Source organism: Streptomyces sp. NPDC020490, from assembly GCF_044335305.1.
GTDB lineage: Bacteria > Actinomycetota > Actinomycetes > Streptomycetales > Streptomycetaceae > Streptomyces.
Map to the genome: position 1 here is coordinate 138,730 of NZ_JBIRUY010000013.1, position 19,641 is coordinate 158,370.

Below are 19,641 nucleotides of genomic sequence, written 5' to 3' on the forward strand. Positions count from 1 at the left end.
CTCCTGTCTTTCTTTCCGTTCAGAGCGCGTCCGGGCCGCGCTCGCCGGTGCGGACCCGGACGGCCGTCTCGACCGGCAGGGACCAGACCTTGCCGTCACCGATCTTGCCGGTCCGCGCCGCCTTGACGATGACGTCGATCAGCTGTTCGGCGTCGTCGTCCTCGGCCAGGACCTCGATGCGGATCTTGGGCACCAGGTCGACCGTGTACTCCGCACCGCGGTAGACCTCGGTGTGGCCTCTCTGACGACCGTAACCGCTCGCCTCGGTGACCGTGAGTCCGTGGACCCCGAAGGCCTGCAGGGCTTCCTTGATCTCGTCGAGCCGGTGGGGCTTCACGACGGCGGTGATGAGCTTCATGCGTCCACCTTCTTGCTCGCAGTGTCGGCGACCGGGGCCGGGACGGTCCGGGCGGCACCGCCGCCGGCGCCGCTGAAGTCGTATGCGGTCTCGGCGTGCTCGGCCTGGTCGATGCCGGAGATCTCCTCGTCCTCACTGACCCGCATGCCGATCGTCTTGTCGAGCAGGAAGGCGAGGATGGCGGAGGCGACCAGGGAGTAGGCGAGGACGGCGAAGACGCCGGCGCACTGCTTCCAGAACTGGTCCAGGCCGCCGCCGTAGAAGAGGCCCGCGACGTCGGACTGGCCCTTGCCGCTGGCGAAGAAGCCGATCAGCAGGGAGCCGGCGATACCGCCGACCATGTGGACGCCGACGACGTCGAGCGAGTCGTCGTAGCCGAACTTGTACTTCAGGCCGACGGCCATGGCGCACAGCACACCGGCGATGGCGCCGACCGCGATCGCGCCGACCGGGGTGACCGCGCCGCCGGAGGGGGTGATGGCGACCAGGCCGGCGACCGCGCCGGAGGCGGCGCCCAGGGTGGTGAACGCGCCGTGGCGGATCTTCTCGTACAGCAGCCAGCCGAGCATGGCGGCGGCGGTGGCGATCTGCGTGTTGACGAACATCAGCGGGCCGACGCCGTCGTCGTTGCCGAGCCAGGAGCCGGCGTTGAAGCCGAACCAGCCGAACCACAGCAGGCCGGCGCCGAGCATGACCAGCGGGAGGCTGTGCGGGCGCATCGGGTCCTTCTTGAATCCGACGCGCTTGCCGATGACGAGGATCACGCCGAGCGCCGCGGCACCGGCGTTGATGTGGACCGCCGTACCGCCGGCGAAGTCGATCACGCCGAGTTCGAAGGCCCAGCCGCCGGTGCCCCAGACCCAGTGGGCGACCGGGAAGTACACGATCGTCGCCCACAGCACGAGGAAGATCGACCAGGCGGTGAACTTGACGCGGTCCGCGACGGCGCCGCTTATCAGGGCGGGCGTGATGATCGCGAACATCATCTGGAAGACGGCGAAGACGAAGACCGGGATGGTGTAGCCGGACCAGATGTCGGCCTTGTCGATGCCGGTCCATCCGACGAAGTCGGACTCCCAGCCGATCAGCGAACCGTGGTCCGTGCCGAACGCCATGGAGAAGCCGTAGAGCACCCACAGGATGGTGACGATGCCCATGCTGATGAAGCTCATCATCAGCATGTTGAGGGTGCTCTTGACGCGGACCATGCCTCCGTAGAAGAAGGCGAGGCCCGGGGTCATGATCAGCACCAGGGCGGAACAGATGAGCATGAAGCCTGTGTTGGCGGCAGACAGTTTGTCTGCGGCAAGCGTGATGGCTGGTGCCATCGGCGTCTCCTCGTCGTTGGTACGGCCGCGTGCGGGCGAAGCCTGAGCGGATGTGAGGGGTGGGCCGGTTATGAGCCATGAGATTGGCGCAGCACCGTTTCCGTGGACGCCCCTCGATGTTTCGCCGCAGTGACGAAGGCGCCTTGCGTGTTACGCGTCGATGAACCCCCGGATGTCCGGCCGCGCGATCGTTATCGTGGCGCAACCTTCCGGGCAGGCAAGGATCCGGCCGCGGCCGGCCTTCCGATGACCCTGGCATGGGGGGAGCCGAGTCGGGCAGTTCGGGAGGGCCGGCCGCGGCCGGAGTCGGGGGTCAGACCGCCTCGGCGGTCTCCGGGAGCGCGATCGCGAGCTTTTCGGTGAGGTCGACGACCTCGGCGACGCCGCCGTAATCGCGTACGGCCGCGTCGACGGTCTTGCGGATGCGGGTGTTGACGCGTTCGGAGCGGACGTTCTTGGCGGTCCGCAGGGCCCGCTCGACCAGGAGCGTGCTCTGCTCGGGCTCGCGCCGCAGCAGGTGCACCGTGGCCAGGCCGACCAGGTTCAGCGCGTACGACCTCTGGTGCTCGGGGTCGTCGGCGAACAGCTCGACGGCCCGCCGCATCAGGGGTTCGGCCAGGGAGGCGTACGCGGGGCTGCGGCCGGCGACGTAGGCGAGGTCGCGGAAGGAGTGGCTGTTCTCGGCGTACAACTCCGCCTCGGAGAAGAAACGGATCCAGTCCGGGTCGGGCTCGTCCCACTCGCCGGCCTCGGTGAAGGTGTCCTCGGCCATCCGGACCGCCCGCTTGCACTTGCCGGGCTGGCCCATGTTGGCGTATGCGCGGGCCTCCATCGCATACAGCATGGACTGGGTGCGCGGGCTCGCGCAGTCCCGGCTGCCGTACTGTGCGAGGTGGATCAGTTCCAGGGCGTCGTCGGGCCGCCCGACGTGGATCATCTGGCGGCTCATGCTGGAGAGGATGTACGAGCCGAGCGGCTTGTCGCCCGCCTCCTTGGCGGCGTGCAGGGCGAGCACGAAGTACTTCTGCGCGGTCGGCTGGAGCCCGACGTCGTAGGACATCCATCCGGCCAGCTCGGCCAGCTCGGCGGCGACCTTGAACAGCCGGCGGGTGGTGGCCTCGGGCTGGGCCTCCTGCAGCAGGTCGGTCACCTCGTGCAGCTGGCCGACGACCGCCTTGCGGCGCAGGCCGCCGCCGCACTGGGCGTCCCACCGCCGGAACATCATCGTGGTGGACTCCAGCAGGTCCAGCTCCGGTTTGGACAGCCGGCCCGGTCGGCGGCTCGCGGGCACGGGCTCGGGGCCGGACTGCGGGGTCTGGGCGGTCTGGGGCGCCTGGGGGGTGGGCACGAGCCAGCGCTGCATGGGCTCGATGAGCGCCGGGCCCGCGGACAGGGCCAGCGAGCTCCCGAGGAAGCCGCGCCGCGCCAGCATCAGGTCGCTGCGCGAGAACTCGCTGATCAGGGCCACTGTCTGCGGGCCCGTCCAGGGCAGGTCGACGCCGGACACGGACGCCGACTGGCGGGTGGCGCGCAGGCCGAGGTCCTCGACGGAGACGACGAGGCCGAAGCGTTCGGAGAACAGCTCGGACAGGATCCTGGGGATGGGCTCGCGGGGGTTCTCACCGTCCAGCCAGCGGCGCACCCGCGAGGTGTCCGTGGAGATGTGGTTGGCCCCCAGCTGCCGCGCCCGGCGGTTGACCTGACGGGCGAGCTCGCCCTTCGACCAGCCGCTGCGGACGAACCACGACATGAGCAGCTCGTTGGGACGTTTCTCCGCGCCGACCGCGGTCGTCCCGCTTCCTCCGTTGCCGCTCACTGGAACGCCCCCATTCCTGAGACCAGCTTGTCGCTGAGTGCGCCAAGCCCTACCAGAATGCCGGTGGATACGGTCGCCCGTCCGGCGGTCCTCACCCGTCGAACGGGGAGCCGCCTTGCCTCCGGCATACCCATGAGTGCATGTGCCCCAGGGACTCGCGCACTCACCGTAATCCTACGATCACCCGTCCAGCCATGGCGAACACGGAAACGCCACCATTCGCCACCCCTTCGAATGAATCCACAGCAGCCTCCGCACGATTCACTTGACACAGGACAACCGAACGCGGGCGGAGCGATGCACTCAGGGGCGCGTGCCGCCGGGATCACCACCCACGGCGCTTCAATGCGCCGCATGGACCGCGCGAAGCCGGGGAGTCCGAAACAGAGAGTCACGTTCCACTTCCGTGCCGTAACCGTCGGCGCATCGGAACCGTTGGAGGGGGCATGGACTTCACGATCGGCGGGATCCGGGAGATCCGCTCCGGCGTGCGTCGGCGCGGCCGCTCCTCGGAGTGCACCGCCGTCGCCGAGTTCACGGGGCTGTGGGGCTGGGACGTGGTGCCGGGCGCGCGGACGGCGGCGGGCGCCTGCTCGTGCGGCCGGCCGGACTGCCGCGCGCCGGGCGCGCACCCGCTGGAGTTCGCGCCGCCGATCCCGGCCGGCGCCACGCTCGACGAGGCGACCAGGGCGTGGGCGGAGTTCCCCGGCGCCGCGGTGATGCTGCCGGTGGGCCGCGCGTTCGACGTGATCGAGGTGGCCGAGCCGGCCGGGCGCCACGCCCTGGTCCGGCTGGAGCGGATGGGCCTGCCCGTCGGCCCGGTCACCGCGACCCCCGACGGCCGCGCCCACTTCTTCGTCGCGCCGGGCGGCGCCGCCGAGCTGGCCGGGCTGCTGTACCGCATGGGCTGGGACGACCCGGCCTCCCTCGACCTGCGCGGCTTCGGCCCCGGCGCGTACATCACCGCCCCGCCCTCCGACCGGGCGGGCCTCGGCCCGGTCCGCTGGCTGCGCTCCCCCGCCCTGGACACGGCCTCCAAGCCACCGCAGGCCCGCCTGCTGCTGGGGACGCTGGCGTACGTCGCCCACCGGTCGCGCGCCTAGCGCCCGCGCCCAGGCTCCCGGCAGGCCCGCACAGCGAAGCGCCCGCTCCCCGACTGCACCTCGGGGGGCGGGCGCTTCTTCGCACGCGTTTCCTGCTCAGTCGCCGATGAGCGCATCCACGAACGCCTCCGGCTCGAACGGCGCCAGGTCGTCCGCGCCCTCGCCCAGGCCGACCAGCTTCACCGGCACGCCCAGCTCACGCTGGACCGCGACCACGATGCCGCCCTTGGCCGTGCCGTCGAGCTTGGTGAGCACGATGCCGGTGATGTCGACGACCTCGGCGAACACGCGGGCCTGCACCAGACCGTTCTGCCCGGTCGTGGCGTCCAGCACGAGCAGCACCTCGTCCAGCGGCGCGTGCTTCTCGACCACTCGCTTGACCTTGCCGAGCTCGTCCATGAGGCCGGTCTTGGTGTGCAGCCGCCCGGCGGTGTCGATGAGCACGACGTCGGCGCCCATCTCCTTGCCCTCCTTCACCGCGTCGAAGGCGACGGAGGCGGGGTCGCCGCCCTCCGGCCCGCGCACGGTGTAGGCGCCGACCCGCTCGCCCCAGGTCTGCAGCTGGTCGGCGGCGGCGGCGCGGAAGGTGTCGGCGGCGCCCAGCACCACGCTGCGGCCGTCCGCCACCAGGACGCGGGCGAGCTTGCCGGTGGTGGTGGTCTTGCCGGTGCCGTTGACGCCGACGACCATCACGATGCCGGGCTTGCTGGTCGCGGGCTCGGTCCTGACCGTGCGGTCGAGGTCGGTGCCGACCAGCTTGAGCAGCTCCGCGCGCAGCAGGCCGCGCAGCTCCTCGGGGGTGCGGGTGCCGAGGACCTTCACGCGCCCGCGCAGGCCGTCCACCAGCTCCTGGGTGGGGGCCACGCCGACGTCGGCGGTGAGCAGCGTGTCCTCGATCTCCTCCCAGGTCTCCTCGTCGAGGTGCTCGCGCGACAGCAGCGTGAGCAGCCCCTTGCCGAGGGCGTTCTGGGAGCGGGAGAGGCGGGCGCGCAGGCGGATCAGGCGCCCGGCGGTGGGCTCCGGGATCTCGATCGCGGGCGCCTCCGCGGCGGCGATCGGTTCCTCGACGACGACCGGAGCCGGGCCGCCCGGAAGATCCACCTCCTCTATGGTCCGGCGAGGTTCCTCGCGCGGCGTCTCGGCCTCTTCGCCGACGTGCGGCTCGGCCGGTGGGGCGGTGATGTCGGGTGCGGCGGGCGGTGGCGGAGGCAGCGACTTCTTGCGCCGGCTGCCGACGATGAGCCCGCCGAGCACGCCGAACACGACCACGGCGATGACTACAGCAAGGATGACGAATTCCATAACGGCTCCAGTATGCGCGACCCCTCCCCCGGCGGGCCGTCGCCCGGCGGCCGAACGGAGGCGTGCCGCGACCCTGGAAACCTGACGGTGCGTCAGCTAAGGTCCCCGACACCCGTCCGCCCCGGCCGAGGGGACCGCCATGCCCGTCACGGTCGTACGCTTCAACCTCGTCGAGCCCGGCGCCGGCCCGGCCTCGCTCGCCGCCCGCTACCGGGCCGCCCTGGAGATGGCCGCGTACGCCGACGCATGCGGGATCGACACCGTGCAGACCGAGGAGCACCACGGCGTCGCCGACAACTGGCTGCCGTCGCCGTTCGCCTTCGCGGGCGCGGTGTTCGGGGCGACCCGGCGGATCGCGGTCACGGTGTCGGCCGCCATCGGCCCGCTGTACGACCCGCTGCGCCTGGCCGAGGAGATCGCGGTGCTGGACCTGCTGAGCGGCGGGCGGCTGGTGACGGTCGCGGGGATCGGATACCGGCCCGAGGAGTACGCGCAGTTCGGCGTCGACTGGAAGCGGCGCGGCAGGCTCCAGGACGAACTGCTGGAGACCCTGCTGAAGGCCTGGACCGGCGAGGAGTTCGGCTATCGGGGCCGTACGGTGCGGGTCACCCCGCGCCCGTGCTCCGCGCCGCACCCGCTGCTGCTGGTCGGCGGCTCCTCGAAGGCCGCCGCCCGCCGCGCCGCGCGGCTCGGCCTGCCCTTCTTCCCGAGCGCGCACCTGCCGGAGCTGGAGGCGTACTACAAGGAGCGGCTGGCCGAGTACGGCACCGAGGGCTGGACCATGATGCCGGCGGCCGAGACGCCGCTGCTGCACGTGGCCGAGGATCCCGACCGGGTCTGGGCGGCGTACGGCGAGCACTTCCTGCACGAGGCGCGGACCTACGCCTCCTGGCAGTCCGGCTCCATCCGGTCGGCGGTGCGGTCGGCGGCCACGACCGTGGACCGGTTGCGCGCCGAGGGCGTGTACCGGGTCCTCACGCCGGACGAGTGCGTGGCGCAGGGCCTGGACAGCCTCGTCCTGCACCCGCTGGCGGGCGGGATGCCGGTGGACGAGGGGTGGCGCGGGCTGCGGCTGTTCTGCGAGGACGTACTGCCCCGGCTCGGGGCGTGAGCCGGGGCGGCACGTCTACGGGGCGAGGAGAGGGGCAGCGGGGACTGGGCCCTTCTCCCCGGGTCCGGGGGCCTCTTGCGGGGCCGGATCAGCCCATCTCCTCCAGCGCCTTGCCCTTGGTCTCCTTGACGAACTTGAGGACGAAGGGGACGGAGAGCGCGGCGAAGGCCGTGTAGATCACGTAGGTCGCGGACAGGTTCCAGTCGGCCAGCGACGGGAAGCTCGCGGTGATGGCCCAGTTGGCGAGCCACTGCGCGGAGGCGGCCACGCCCAGGGCGGCGGCGCGGATCCGGTTCGGGAACATCTCGCCGAGGAACACCCAGACGACCACGCCCCAGGACAGGGCGAAGAAGAGGACGAAGACATGCGCGGCGATCAGGGCGGTCCAGCCCTGGGCGGCCGGGAGCTTGCCGTCGACCAGGTCGTGGGAGAAGGCCCAGGCCTCCAGCCCGAGGCCGACCGCCATGCCGACGGAACCGATCAGGGCCAGCGGCTTACGGCCGACGCGGTCCACGAAGATCATGGCGATGACGGTGCCGACGATGTTGATGATCGACGTCGTGAACGAGTAGAAGAACGAGTCCGTGGGGTCGACGCCGACCGACTGCCACAGCGTCGAGGAGTAGTAGAACGCGACGTTGATGCCGACGAACTGCTGGAAGACCGACAGGCCGATGCCGATCCAGACGATCGGCTTGAAGAAGAAGGAGCCGCCGAGCAGGTCCCGGAAGGTGGACTTGTCCTCCCGCTTCATCGCGAGCTCGATCTCGGCGATACGGGCGTCGAGGTCGACGCCCTCGCCCTCGACCTCCGTCAGGATCCCGCGGGCGCGGTCGTACTTGCCGACGGAGACCAGGAAGCGCGGGGACTCCGGGATCGCGAAGGAGAGCAGGCCGTAGAGGGCGGCGGGGACGACCATGACGCCGAGCATGACCTGCCAGGCCTCCAGGCCCATCAGGCTGCCGCGCTGGTCGCCGCCGGCGGCGTTCAGCAGGCCCCAGTTGACCAGCTGGGAGACGGCGATGCCGACGACGATCGCGGCCTGCTGGAAGGAGCCGAGCCGGCCGCGGTAGGCGGGCGGGGCGACCTCGGCGATGTAGGCGGGGCCGATGACCGAGGCCATGCCGATGGCGAAGCCGCCGACGACGCGCCAGAGGGCGAGGTCCCACAGGGCGAACGGCAGCGCCGAGCCGACGGCGCTGACGGTGAACAGCACGGCGGCGATCTGCATGCAGCGGATGCGGCCGATGCGGTCGGCCATGCGGCCGGCGGTCGCGGCGCCGACGGCGCAGCCGATCAGGGCGACGGCGATGACCTGGGCCAGGGCCGCGGAGCCGACGTCGTAGCGGTCCCGGACGGCCTCGACGGCGCCGTTGATCACGGAGCTGTCGTAGCCGAAGAGGAAACCGCCCATCGCGGCCGCCGCCGCGATGAATATGACGTGCCCGAGATGATCGGGGTGAGCCGTCCCGGCTCTTGACTGCTGCGTCCGCGTCGTGCTGGTCACGTTCCACTCCTCGGGCCACCGGCAACCTCGCCGGGTGGGGGTCGGCCCCTTACGAATGCCCCGTCGCGCACCCATGACACGCCACTGAGACATGAAGACAAAAGCAACGACGCTGAGGCTATTCCTTCAAGTCTCGAAGTCAAGTGCTCGCCTGTGTGACGTGAACGATAGACCGGAGTGCCATGCGTTCATTCTTTGAACCTGATGGCGCGGTGCTCTCGCTCAGCGGAGCCGCTGGCTGATGACCTTCGACACGCCGTCGCCCTGCATGGAGACGCCGTACAGCGCGTCGGCGACCTCCATCGTGCGCTTCTGGTGGGTGATCACGATCAGCTGCGAGGTCTCCTGCAGCTCCTGCATGATGCGGATCAGCCGCTGCAGGTTGGTGTCGTCGAGGGCGGCCTCGACCTCGTCCATGACGTAGAAGGGGCTCGGCCGGGCCTTGAAGATCGACACGAGCATCGCGACGGCCGTCAGCGACCGTTCGCCGCCCGAGAGCAGGCTCAGCCGCTTGACCTTCTTGCCCGGCGGGCGCGCCTCGACGTCCACGCCGGTGGTGAGCATGTTGTCCGGATCGGTCAGCACCAGTCGCCCCTCGCCGCCCGGGAACAGCCGGCCGAAGACGCCCTCGAACTCCCGGGCCGTGTCCCGGTAGGCCTCGGTGAAGACCTGCTCGACGCGTTCGTCGACCTCCTTCACCACCTGCAGCAGGTCGGCGCGGGTCTTCTTGAGGTCCTCGAGCTGTTCGCTGAGGAACTTGTGGCGTTCCTCCAGGGCCGCGAACTCCTCCAGGGCGAGCGGGTTGACCTTGCCGAGCTGCTGGTAGGCGCGTTCGGCGGCCTTGAGCCGCTTCTCCTGCTCGGCTCTGACGAACGGCCTCGGCCGGTTGCGCGGGTGCTCCGGTTCCTCGGGCAGCTGCTCGCCGTCGGCCGGGAGCGAGGGCGGGACCGGCTGGTGGGGGCCGTACTCGGACACCAGCCCCGCCGGCTCCACACCGAGTTCCTCCAGCGCCCTGGTCTCCAGCTGCTCGATGCGCAGCCGTTTCTCGGCGCCGAGCACCTCGCCCCGGTGGACCGAGTCCGTCAGCTTGTCGAGTTCGGCCTTGAGGTCCCGGCCGGTGGTGCGGGCGGCGGCGAGTTCCTCCTCGCGCCGGGCCTTGGCGGCCTCGGCGGCGGCCCGCTCCTGTTCGGCGCGGGCGAGGGAGACCTCGACGTGCGCGAGGAGCTGGCGGGCGCCGTGGGCGACGGCCCCGGCGACGGCCGCCTCGTGCCGCAGCCGGGCACGCCGCTGTTCGGCACGCGCGCGTGCCTCGCGTTCGGCACGGGCGGCCCGGTCCAGGGAGTCGGCGCGTCCGGCGAGCCCCTTGACGCGTTCCTCGTGCGTGCGGACCTGGAGGCGGGCCTCCATCTCGGTCTGCCGGGCGTTGGCGCCGTCGGCGGCGAGACGGTCGCGTACCGACGTGTCGGGCTCCTCCTCGGCCGGCATCTCCTCGGCCACGGCGAGCCGCTCGGCGAGTTCCTCGACCTCTCGCAGGGCCTTGTCCAGGGCCTCCTGGGCGCGGGCGGCGGCCGCCACCGACCGCTCGGCCTCCCCCGCCGCTCCCCTGGCCTGCCCGGCGAGCCGGCCGAGCTGCTGGGCCACGGCCGATTTCTCCCGGTCGGCGGCCCGTCTGCGCTCGCCCAGTTCCTCGACGAGCACGGCGCACTCCCGGCGCCGCTCGGCCGCCGCGTGCTGCGCCTCGGCCAGCTCCTCGCAGCGCACGGCGAGTTCGGCCAGCTCGGCGGCGGCCTCGTCCACGGACGCCTGCACCTCCAGCAGGCTGGGCGCCCTCGCGGACCCGCCGTGCGCCATGTGCGCGCCCAGCAGGTCGCCCTCGGCGGTCACCGCGGTCAGGCCGGGGCGCGCGTGGACGAGGTCCTCGGCGTCCTCCAGGGTGCCGACGACGACGATGCCGCGCAGCAGCCGGCGTACCGCCGGCATGAGCTCGGCGGGGCCGCGGACGAGGTCGGCGGCGAAGGGCGCGGCGCCGGCGCGGAGGTGCGCCGGCGGTCCGGGCGCGGCGTCCTCCGGTTCCTCCGGGGCGCCCGCCAGCAGCAGCGTCGCGCGGCCCGCGTCCTGCTTGCGCAGCAGGCGGACGGCGTCGGCGGCCGCGGACGTGGTCGTCACCGCGACGGCGTCCGCGGCGGCGCCGAGGGCGGCGGCCAGCGGGACCTCGTATCCGGGGGTCACCGTCAGCAGCTCGGCCGCCGGGCCGAGGAGCCCGGTGAGGCGGTCCGTCGCGCCGAGCAGCGCCCCCGTGCCGTCCTTGCGGCGCAGGCCCGTGGCGAGCGCCTCGTGGCGGGCCTGGGTCGCCGCGCGCCTGCGTTCCGCCACGGTGGCGGCCTCCCGGGCGGCGGTCAGGGCGGCCTCGGCCTCGGCCAGCCGCCGTTTCGCGGCCTCGTGCCGTTCGGCGAGCTCGGCGTCGTCGGCGTCGAGGCCGTCGACCTCGGCCTGCAGGGCCTCGTACTCCTCCTGGGCCGCGGCGGCCCGCTCCTGCGCCTCGTCGCGGGCGGCGGCCAGCCGGCCGATCTCGGCCTGCGCGGCGGCGGCCCGCGAACGGGCCGCGCCCACCTGCCCGCTGAGCCGGGCCAGGCCCTCGCGCCGGTCGGCGATGGCGCGGGCCACGTCCTTCAGGCGCCGTTCCTCCAGGGCAAGGTCCCGCTCCAGGTCGGCACGGTGGGCGACGGTGTCCTCCAGGGCGCGCTCGGCGGCCTCCAGGGCCGCTTCGAGTTCGGCCTCCTGCTCACGGATGCGGGCGGCCTCGCGCTCCATGTCCTCGGGGTCGCGGCCGCGCCGCTCCTCGGGGGGCGCGGAGGTGGCGCTCTTGACGCGTGCGTCGGCCAGCGAGACCGTGCCGCGCACCCGCTCGGCGAGCTGGGAGAGCTCGTACCAGGTCTGCTGGGCGCTGTGCAGGCGCGGGGTGAGCTTCCGTACCTCGTCCTCCAGGAGCGCCTCGGTCTGCAGGGCCCTGCTCAGTTCCCGCTCGGCGGCCTCCTTGCGTTCCTTGAGGGCGGCCTCGTCGGCGATCTCGGCCTTCAGCGCCTCCCGCAGCCGTACCAGGTCGTCGGCGAGCAGGCGCAGCCGGGCGTCGCGCAGGTCGGCCTGGATGACGGCCGCCCGTCGCGCGACCGCCGCCTGCCGGCCCAGGGGCTTGAGCTGCCGCCTGAGCTCGTCGGTCAGGTCCTGCACGCGCGCGAGGTTGGCCTGCATCGCGTCCAGCTTGCGCAGCGCCTTCTCCTTGCGCTTGCGGTGCTTGAGGACGCCGGCCGCCTCCTCGATGAAGGCGCGGCGGCCCATGGGGTCGGCGTGCAGGACGGAGTCGAGCTGGCCCTGGCCGACGATGACGTGCATCTCCCGGCCGATGCCGGAGTCGGAGAGCAGTTCCTGGATGTCGAGCAGGCGGCAGGTGTCGCCGTTGATCTGGTACTCGCTGCCGCCGTTGCGGAACATGATCCGCGTGATGGTGACCTCGGAGTACTCGATCGGGAGGGCGCCGTCGGAGTTGTCGATGGTCAGGGAGACCTCGGCCCGGCCGAGCGGGGGGCGGCCGGTGGTGCCGGCGAAGATGACGTCCTCCATCTTGCCGCCGCGCAGCGACTTGGCGCCCTGTTCGCCCATGACCCAGCTGAGGGCGTCCACCACGTTGGACTTGCCCGAGCCGTTCGGTCCGACGACGCACGTGATCCCCGGCTCGAACCGGAGCGTGGTCGCCGAGGCGAACGACTTGAACCCGCGGAGGGTCAGGGCCTTGAGGTGCACGCCGCTGGACTTTACCTTCCGGGGTCCGTCTCACACCGTGAACGGCGGCGCACTTGCGGTTTCACCCACGATGGCGCAGGGCACACCAGAAGTTAAGACGGTGAAAGGATGCGCGGGGGACGAAGAACAGCGCGGGGGCAAGAAAGAAGGGACGCCGAGGCGTCCCTTGCAAATCTGACAACCCAGCGGTTGGTACGAGCACCCCAACCACCGCTGTCATTGTGTGCTGCAGTGATCAGGTGAGCGCAGGCTCCGCCTGGTGTGCGTCGATGCTCTCCATGATCCTGTCGTGAGAAGCGGCAGCCGTCAGCGCCTCGTTCTCGGCCTGGATCCGTACCAGCTCGGATTCCAGGTCCTGTACGCGCTGCTGGAGCCGTCGCATCTCGGCGAGGAGTCGAGGGTCGGAGCCGCCGACGTAACCGAGAAGCGCCTTTGCCATGATGGATGGTCCTCCACAATGAGTGACCGACCGATGCGGTGTGGGTCGTGAGGGATTCGCACCCGCGGTGCTTGACACTGTTGAGCTCACACTGCCGTTCAACCATGCCAAACAGCCAGGGTGCGCGGGGTACTTTCAGCGTCTCACCAAAAAGTTTGACGGTCAACACGATCACGCCCCGTATCGGCGGGCAACCCTGGGTCGCGCGGCCGGAAGGGGCAGCGCCGCGATCCCTGCGGGGCCCCTGGGGGCGGGGAGATCATCCTCAGGTGCGGAGCCTGCCATGACTGGCGGTTCTTGGCAACCACCAGGTCAGTCCCGGTTCGGGCAGGTGCCGGCGGCATGTACCGGGCTCCGGGACCCCGATGGCACCGGGCCGGATCAGCGGACGGCGAAGCCGTCGTAGCCCCCGCGGGGTGTGTCCCAGATCTCGGTGACGCCGTCCACGCGTCCGGGCGTGTCGTCACCCTGGAGCCAGTCGAGCAGCCCCTCGCAGTGCTCCCGCGGGCCCTCCGCGACCACCTGGACCCGCCCGTCGCCCAAATTGAGAGCAAAACCACTCAGGCCGCCGATCTCGAGGGCCTTGGCCCGCGTGAACCAGCGAAAACCCACACCCTGGACGCGTCCTCGTACCCAGGCGACCAGTCGCACATCCTCGCTCATGGCTGCAACCTAGCGAACCGATGTCTCCCTGGGCACTTCCTCCCCGCGCGGCATGCGGTACCGTCCCGACCCAATGAATCTCATATGAAACTCACTCCTTCGAGTGAGCGGCGTCACCCGCACGCGCCGTGCGAGCCGGGCTGACCGCCAGGACGAGGAAGGCCAGAACATGGGACGCCACCGACGCTCCGCCGCCGGCCGCGCCGCCACGGGCCGCGCCACGGGGGTTACAGAAACGGGCGGCTCCTACCCGGGCAGCTACGACCCCCCGCAGTACTCGTACAGCTACGACCCGCCGCAGACGTCCGGCCCGGGCGGGTCGCCCGGCATGGGCACCGCGCCGTTCCTGGACACCGAGGCGTACGCCGAGGCGTCGGCGAGGAGCGCCGCGTACCTCTTCGCCAGCGAGGACGACTTCGCCACCGTCTTCCCGGAGCACGGGTTCACGCCCGACGGCGGCACGCGGCGCGGCGGCAACCACCGCCGGCGCAGGAAGCGGGCCGTGACGCCGGTGCGCAGCGGTCTGCTCGGCGTCTCGGCTGCGGTCGCCCTGGGCACCGTCGCGGTGAGCACCGGCGCGGTGCCGGGGCTCGACAACTACAAGCTCGGCGGCGGCAGCAGCAGCGGCGACAAGGTGCAGGCCGCCGGCTCGCCGACCAACTCGGCGAGCGAGCAGGGCGGCACGTCCGGCAGCGCGGACAGCCGCGCCGCCGGCTCCGCGACGAGCCGCGGCACCGGCCGCACCACGTCGCCCTCGTCCCCGGCGCCGTCCACGTCGACGGCCGCGCCCAGCGAGGCGCCGACGACGAAGCGGCCGAAGCCGAAGCCCGAGCCGGGCAAGGCCAAGAAGCCGAAGACGACGCCCTCGAAGAAGCAGACCTCGAAGCCCGCGGAGACCGCCGCCCCCGCGGTGACGGTGTCGGCGGCGACGGCCGCCGAGGCCGAGGTGCTCAGGCTGGTCAACGACGAGCGCGCCAAGGTGGGCTGCAGCGCGCTGGCCGCCAACAGCTCGCTGGGCGAGCTGGCCGGCGACTTCAGCGACGCCATGGCCGAGGAGGGCTTCTTCGACCACACCGACCCCAGCGGCGCGACGCCGTGGGACCGGGCGGCCAAGCTCGGCATAAGCAACCTCGGCGGCGAGAACATCGCCCGCGGCCAGACGGACCCGGCCGCGGTGATGGACGCCTGGATGAACAGCCCCGGCCACCGCGCGAACATCCTGAACTGCGACTTCAAGACGCTGGGCGTCGGCGTGCACTTCGGGTCGGGCGGCCCCTGGTGGACGCAGGACTTCGGCTACTGAGGGGACGGGCCGTCACGGACGGGAGCGCTGACCGCTGTGCAGCGCCACCCGTCGGGCAGCGCTGTGTCCGAGTACGCTGACGTCATGGACAGCACCGAGGAGCGCGCGCCGGCGCGGGACCTGCCCTACGACGTGTTCGCCAGGGCCTGCCCGTCGCGCGGCACGTTGGAGCACGTCACGGGCCGTTGGGGCGCGCTCATCCTCGGCGCGCTGCACGACGGCTCCCTGCGCTTCAACGAACTGCGCCGCAGGGTCGACGGCGTGAGCGAGAAGATGCTGTCCCAGACGCTGCACGCGCTGGAGCGCGACGGCCTGGTGCACCGCGAGGCCCAGCCGACGAACCCGCCCCGCGTGGACTACGAACTCACCCCGCTCGGCCGCGAGGTCGCCGAGCGCCTGCTGGGGCTCATCCACTTCGTGGAGGGCCGCATGGACGACGTGCTCGAGGCCCGCCGCCGCTACGACGGGACGCGCGGCGCCCGCTGACAGCGCGGGCAGAAGTAACTGGACCGGTTCATCCAGGGGCGGCGAAGCATCGGCGTACCGCAGCGCCTGCAGGGCAGCCCCTCACGGCCGTACGCGTCGAGCGAGCGGTCGAAGTAGCCGGACTCGCCGTTGACGTTGACGTAGAGGCTGTCGAAGCTGGTGCCGCCGACCGCCAGGGCCTGGTTCATCACGTCCCGGATGTGGCCGAGGAGTTCGGCGGTGCGCGGGTGCGTGAAGGTCGCGGTGGGGCGTTCGAAGTGGATGCGGGCGCGCCACAGGGCCTCGTCCGCGTAGATGTTGCCGACCCCGCTGATCAGCGACTGGTCGAGCAGGGCCCGTTTGATCGTCGTCCGCTTGCGGCGCAGGGCCCGGTGGAAGGCCTCGTCGTCGAACAGCGGGTCCAGGGGGTCGCGGGCGATGTGCGCGATGACGTCGGGCAGGCCGTCGTCGGTGGTGTCGTGCAGCGACAGCCCGCCGAAGGTGCGCTGGTCGACGAAGCGGAGTTCGGTGTCCAGGTCGTCGCCGAACCGGACCCGGACTCTGAGGTGCTTCTCGTCCGGCGCCTCGTGCGGCTGGACCAGCAGCTGGCCGCTCATGCCGAGGTGCGCCAGCACCGCTTGGCGGGTGTCCTCCAGGGGCAGCCACAGGTACTTGCCGCGGCGGCTGGGCACGCCGACGCGGTGGCCCTTGAGACGGTGTGTGAAGTCGTCGGCGCCGGCCACGTGACGGCGCACGGCGCGCGGGTGCAGCACCTCGGCGTCGGCGACGACCCGGTGGGCGACCCACCGTTCCAGGCCGCGCCGGACGACTTCGACCTCGGGCAACTCGGGCATGGGATCCCCCCGTGGGCAGACCGGTGTACGAGCCGAGCGCCCGTCCCGGGTCGGGAACGGGCGCTCGGGATGTGCTGTTCGCCGTGCGGTCAGGCGGAGAGCGACGACGGGCTGTCCCCGTCTCCGGCGGCTTCTTCGGCGACCGCCTCGGCCGCTGTCTCGGCGACCGCCTCGGCCGCCGTCTCGGCGACCGCCGCGGCCGTCGTCTCGGCCGCCGCCGCGGCGCGCTGGTCCGCCGCGGCCCGGATGGACCGCCACGCGGACTCGGCGGCCTGCTGCTCCGCCTCCTTCTTGCTGCGGCCGGTGCCGGTGCCGTACGAGACGCCTCCGACGCGGGCGGCAGCGGTGAAGGTCTTCTCGTGGTCGGGGCCGGTCTCCGTGACCAGGTACTCGGGAACGCCGAGCCCCTCGGTCGCGGTGAGCTCCTGCAGGGACGTCTTCCAGTCCAGGCCGGCTCCGAGGTTGGAGGACTTCTCGATCAGCGGGTCGAACAGGCGGTGCACCAGTTCGGAGGCCGCGTCGAGGCCCTGGTCGAGATAGACCGCGCCGATCACCGCTTCCAGGGTGTCGGCGAGGATGGACGCCTTGTCCCGGCCTCCCGTGCCTTCCTCACCGCGGCCGAGCCGGATGAAGGAGCCAAGGTCGAGACCGCGGCCGACCTCCGCCAGCGCACGCGAGTTGACCACCGCGGCCCGCAGCTTGGCCAGCTGGCCTTCGGGCAGGTCGGGGTGGGTGTTGTACAGCGTGTCCGTGACCACGAGGCCGAGCACGGAGTCCCCGAGGAACTCCAGGCGCTCGTTGGTCGGCAGACCGCCGTTCTCGTATGCGTAGGAACGGTGGGTCAGCGCTCGCACCAGAAGGGCGGACTCGACCTTGTAGCCGAGCCGCCCTTCCAGAAGCGTGTGGGACGAGGCCGTGTTGTCCGCTTTCTTCTTGGCGGACGGGTCCGCCTTGGCGTCATCCGCCTTCTTGGCAGTGGACACGGTGCCTCTCACCAGCCGCTCAGACCTCGAGGACCTGGCGCTTGTTGTAGGTGCCGCAAGACGGGCACGCGATGTGCTGCAGCTTGGGCTCGTGGCAGCGCTCGCACGCAACCAGGGTGGGGACCGCAGCCTTCCACTGCGACCGGCGGTGGCGCGTGTTGCTGCGCGACATCTTCCGCTTCGGAACAGCCACGGCTACTTCTCCTGCTTCTCGTCGACGCGCGCTGATCGAGTCGCGTCGCCGCTCATCTCGTCCTTCTCGCCGTCCGTCATGGTGTCGGCGAGTCCCTGCAGTGCCGCCCAACGGATGTCGACGGCGTCATGGTGGTGGTCCGGGTCGTCCGCGAGGCGTGCTCCGCACTCGGCGCACAGTCCCGGGCAGTCTTCCTGGCACACCGGCTGCATCGGCAGTGCGAGCACCACCGCATCACGCAGCACTGGTTCGAGGTCGAACAGGCCGTCCTCGAGGAAGAGCCTGTCCTCGTCGTCCTCGGCGTCGTCGCCCGGTTCCGCGTGGTGCGTGCGGCCCCGGTCGTCGGCGTCAGGGTACGAGAACATCTCCTGGAAGTCCGCTTCGACATCGAGCTGAAGCGGCTCCAGACACCTTACGCACTCCCCCTCGGCCTGTGCACGGGCGGTGCCTGTGACGAGCACCCCTTCCATGACCGACTCGAGCCGGAGTTCGAGTTCCACCGGGGCGCCTTCCGGCACTCCGATGACCCCCTGGATACCCAGGTCCCTGGGAGCGTCGACGGTGCGGTTCAGGCGCTGCAGCGCGCCGGGCCGCCGGCCCAGCTCGTGCGTGTCGAACACGAGAGGGTTGCGGTGGTCGAGGCGGGCGTTGGAGGCCATTCCTGCTTTCGATCCGAACTCGGGGGGACGCCGCCTTCAGGTGTGCGGGCAGCGTTGATCGCGGATGTACGCGCGACCGAACAGCCAGGATACTGGACCTTTCGCCTACGGCCCAATCGGCGGGTTGCTCACTGGCCGCGGCCCTGCTCGTACTCCCGCAGCTGCTCGGGGGTGATCATGCCGGTGTCGAACAGGCTGGTCTCGTCGAGGGCGTATCCCGCCTGGGCCTGCGAGGCCTGCTGAGGCTGCGGGGCCTGGTTCGGGTCGTAGGCGGGCTGCTGGGCGTCGTAGCCCTGGAGGGGGGCGCCGGCCGACGCGTAGCCGGAGGCGGTGGAGTAGGGGTCGGCCTGCTGGTAGCCGTACGGGTCCGGCCGGCCGCCGTACTGCTGCTGGTAGCCGTCGTAGGCGTCCTGCTGGACGGGGGCGCCTTGGGTGTAGCCCGAGTACGCCGGCTGCTGGTCGTACTGCTGGGACCGGCCTGCCGCCGCCTGGGCGTCCTGCTCCGCCAGGGCCGCCAGGTCGGCCAGGTAGTCGGCGTCGCTGGAGTGCTGCACGGTGCCCTGGTCGTCGGCGAGGGCGCCGAGGTCGTCGGTGGCGATGCGGCCGTGCAGCTTCTGACGGCCGCGGCCGACGGCCTCCAGGGTCTTGGCGAGGACCGCCTCGAAGGCGCCCAGCTTGCTGTCCACGTACGCGTCCGCGTCGCGGCGCAGGGTCTCCGGGTCGTGGCTGCGTTCCGGGGCGTCCTCGTCCTCGTAGCCCTGCTCGTCGAGGCCGGGGCCCGTGCCGAGCAGCTTCTCGCGGCCGCGGCCGACCGAGCCGAGGGTCTTGGTGAGGACGACCTCGAAGTTGGCGAGCTTGGAGTCGACGTAGTCGTCGGCCTCGGCGCGGATCTCCTCGGCCTCCTTGCGGGCCTCGGCGAGGATGCGGTCCGCCTCGGCCTGGGAGCGGCGGGCGATCTCGGTGTCGGAGACCAGGGAGCCGCGCTCGGCGTGCGCCTGCCCGATGATCCGCTCGGCCTCCTGACGGGCCTGCTCCACCATCTGCTCGCGGTCGCCGATCAGCTCCTGCGCCTGCGCCAGCGAGCCGGGCAGGGCCTGGCGCACCTCGTCCAGCATCGCGAGCAGTTCGGCGCGGTTGACCACGCACGAGGCCGACATGGGCATGGACCGGGCGCCGGAGACCGCGGCGACGATCTCATCGAGCTTCTTCTGCACGTCCACCGTGTGCTCGCCACTTCCTGCCGATGTGTTGGAGACGGACGGGACGACTGTAGCCCCATCAGCCCTGGCGCAGGCGCCCGTTCAGGGCCTCCAGGACCACCGGCGGCACCAGGTGGGAGACGTCGCCGCCCCAGGTCGCCACCTCCTTGACGAGCGAGGAGGACAGGAAGCTGTAGGTGGGGTTGGTCGGCACGAACAGGGTCTCCACGCCGGAGAGCCCGTTGTTCATCTGGGCCATCTGCAGCTCGTAGTCGAAGTCGCTGACCGCGCGCAGGCCCTTGACGATGGCCGGGATGTCGCGTTCCTTGCAGTAGTCGACGAGGAGGCCGTGGAAGGCCTCCACGATCACGTTGCCGTACTCGGCGGTGACCTGGCGGATCAGGTCGATCCGCTCGTCGATCTCGAACAGGCCCTTCTTGGACTTGTTGATCATCACCGCGACGTACACCTCGTCGTAGAGGTGGGAGGCGCGGGAGATGATGTCGAGGTGTCCGTTGGTGATCGGGTCGAACGACCCGGGGCATACGGCGCGGCGCACT

The 19,641-nt window shown here is 71.6% G+C and carries 18 protein-coding genes; 4 read left to right on the forward strand and 14 right to left on the reverse strand.

Annotated features, from left to right (window positions below):
* Positions 1–19: 19 nt before the first annotated feature.
* From ACH4ZX_RS16380 to ACH4ZX_RS16390, 3 genes are all read right to left on the reverse strand, one after another.
* On the reverse strand, positions 20–358 hold the full coding sequence (locus tag ACH4ZX_RS16380; RefSeq protein ID WP_003997576.1) for a P-II family nitrogen regulator: 339 nt from the start codon (positions 356–358) through the stop codon (positions 20–22).
* Entirely contained in the window at positions 355–1,686 is a 1,332-nt protein-coding gene (locus ACH4ZX_RS16385; protein WP_398272665.1) for an ammonium transporter, read from the reverse strand. The genes ACH4ZX_RS16380 and ACH4ZX_RS16385 overlap by 4 nt, the downstream gene beginning before the upstream one ends.
* 313 nt (positions 1,687–1,999) lie before the next feature.
* Positions 2,000–3,502, reverse strand: a complete 1,503-nt coding sequence (locus tag ACH4ZX_RS16390; RefSeq protein ID WP_398272667.1) for a hypothetical protein — start codon at positions 3,500–3,502, stop codon at positions 2,000–2,002.
* 446 nt (positions 3,503–3,948) lie between these two features.
* Here ACH4ZX_RS16390 and ACH4ZX_RS16395 point away from each other — a divergent pair, with 446 nt between their 5' ends.
* Complete coding sequence (locus ACH4ZX_RS16395; protein WP_398272669.1) at positions 3,949–4,605, forward strand: bifunctional DNA primase/polymerase; 657 nt, start codon at positions 3,949–3,951, stop codon at positions 4,603–4,605.
* Between the two features lie 96 nt (positions 4,606–4,701).
* Here the strand turns inward: ACH4ZX_RS16395 and ftsY are convergent, their stop codons facing one another.
* Positions 4,702–5,907 carry a signal recognition particle-docking protein FtsY gene (gene ftsY, locus ACH4ZX_RS16400; protein WP_324788865.1) on the reverse strand — a complete coding sequence of 402 codons (1,206 nt, stop codon included), beginning with the start codon at positions 5,905–5,907 and terminating at the stop codon, positions 4,702–4,704.
* A gap of 139 nt (positions 5,908–6,046) precedes the next feature.
* Here ftsY and ACH4ZX_RS16405 point away from each other — a divergent pair, with 139 nt between their 5' ends.
* On the forward strand, positions 6,047–7,018 hold the full coding sequence (locus ACH4ZX_RS16405; protein ID WP_398272671.1) for an LLM class flavin-dependent oxidoreductase: 972 nt from the start codon (positions 6,047–6,049) through the stop codon (positions 7,016–7,018).
* Between the two features lie 88 nt (positions 7,019–7,106).
* On the opposite strand, the gene ACH4ZX_RS16410 is transcribed toward ACH4ZX_RS16405, so the two are convergent.
* The 4 genes from ACH4ZX_RS16410 to ACH4ZX_RS16425 form a co-directional block, all read right to left on the reverse strand.
* Entirely contained in the window at positions 7,107–8,525 is a 1,419-nt protein-coding gene (locus ACH4ZX_RS16410; protein WP_398272673.1) for a sugar porter family MFS transporter, read from the reverse strand.
* A gap of 222 nt (positions 8,526–8,747) precedes the next feature.
* A complete protein-coding gene (smc, locus tag ACH4ZX_RS16415) occupies positions 8,748–12,323 on the reverse strand; it encodes a chromosome segregation protein SMC (RefSeq protein WP_398272675.1) in 3,576 nt (1,191 codons plus the stop codon).
* Positions 12,324–12,558: 235 nt separating this feature from the next.
* Entirely contained in the window at positions 12,559–12,762 is a 204-nt protein-coding gene (locus ACH4ZX_RS16420) for a hypothetical protein (RefSeq protein WP_055623302.1), read from the reverse strand.
* Between the two features lie 381 nt (positions 12,763–13,143).
* Positions 13,144–13,425: an acylphosphatase gene (locus ACH4ZX_RS16425; RefSeq protein WP_324788861.1), complete on the reverse strand. Its 282-nt coding sequence runs from the start codon at positions 13,423–13,425 to the stop codon at positions 13,144–13,146.
* 169 nt (positions 13,426–13,594) lie between these two features.
* Here ACH4ZX_RS16425 and ACH4ZX_RS16430 point away from each other — a divergent pair, with 169 nt between their 5' ends.
* Positions 13,595–14,728 carry a CAP domain-containing protein gene (locus ACH4ZX_RS16430; protein WP_398272678.1) on the forward strand — a complete coding sequence of 378 codons (1,134 nt, stop codon included), beginning with the start codon at positions 13,595–13,597 and terminating at the stop codon, positions 14,726–14,728.
* Positions 14,729–14,812: 84 nt separating this feature from the next.
* Complete coding sequence (locus ACH4ZX_RS16435; protein ID WP_398272680.1) at positions 14,813–15,214, forward strand: winged helix-turn-helix transcriptional regulator; 402 nt, start codon at positions 14,813–14,815, stop codon at positions 15,212–15,214.
* Here the strand turns inward: ACH4ZX_RS16435 and mutM are convergent.
* The 6 genes from mutM to coaD all read right to left on the reverse strand — a co-directional run bounded on the left by mutM (position 15,187) and on the right by coaD (position 19,640).
* A complete protein-coding gene (mutM, locus tag ACH4ZX_RS16440; protein WP_398272682.1) occupies positions 15,187–16,047 on the reverse strand; it encodes a bifunctional DNA-formamidopyrimidine glycosylase/DNA-(apurinic or apyrimidinic site) lyase in 861 nt (286 codons plus the stop codon). The two genes, ACH4ZX_RS16435 and mutM, sit on opposite strands and share 28 nt — an antisense overlap.
* Positions 16,048–16,136: 89 nt before the next feature.
* Positions 16,137–17,042 carry a ribonuclease III gene (rnc, locus tag ACH4ZX_RS16445; RefSeq protein ID WP_398272684.1) on the reverse strand — a complete coding sequence of 302 codons (906 nt, stop codon included), beginning with the start codon at positions 17,040–17,042 and terminating at the stop codon, positions 16,137–16,139.
* Between the two features lie 7 nt (positions 17,043–17,049).
* On the reverse strand, positions 17,050–17,223 hold the full coding sequence (gene rpmF, locus ACH4ZX_RS16450; RefSeq protein ID WP_007493396.1) for a 50S ribosomal protein L32: 174 nt from the start codon (positions 17,221–17,223) through the stop codon (positions 17,050–17,052).
* 2 nt (positions 17,224–17,225) lie between these two features.
* Positions 17,226–17,882, reverse strand: coding sequence for a YceD family protein (locus tag ACH4ZX_RS16455; protein ID WP_360749767.1), 657 nt, complete (start codon positions 17,880–17,882; stop codon positions 17,226–17,228).
* Between the two features lie 128 nt (positions 17,883–18,010).
* Positions 18,011–19,102 (reverse strand): cell division initiation protein, encoded by a 1,092-nt coding sequence (locus tag ACH4ZX_RS16460; protein WP_398272686.1) that lies wholly within the window; start codon positions 19,100–19,102, stop codon positions 18,011–18,013.
* A gap of 58 nt (positions 19,103–19,160) precedes the next feature.
* Positions 19,161–19,640 carry a pantetheine-phosphate adenylyltransferase gene (coaD, locus tag ACH4ZX_RS16465; protein ID WP_398272734.1) on the reverse strand — a complete coding sequence of 160 codons (480 nt, stop codon included), beginning with the start codon at positions 19,638–19,640 and terminating at the stop codon, positions 19,161–19,163.
* Position 19,641: the final 1 nt, after the last annotated feature.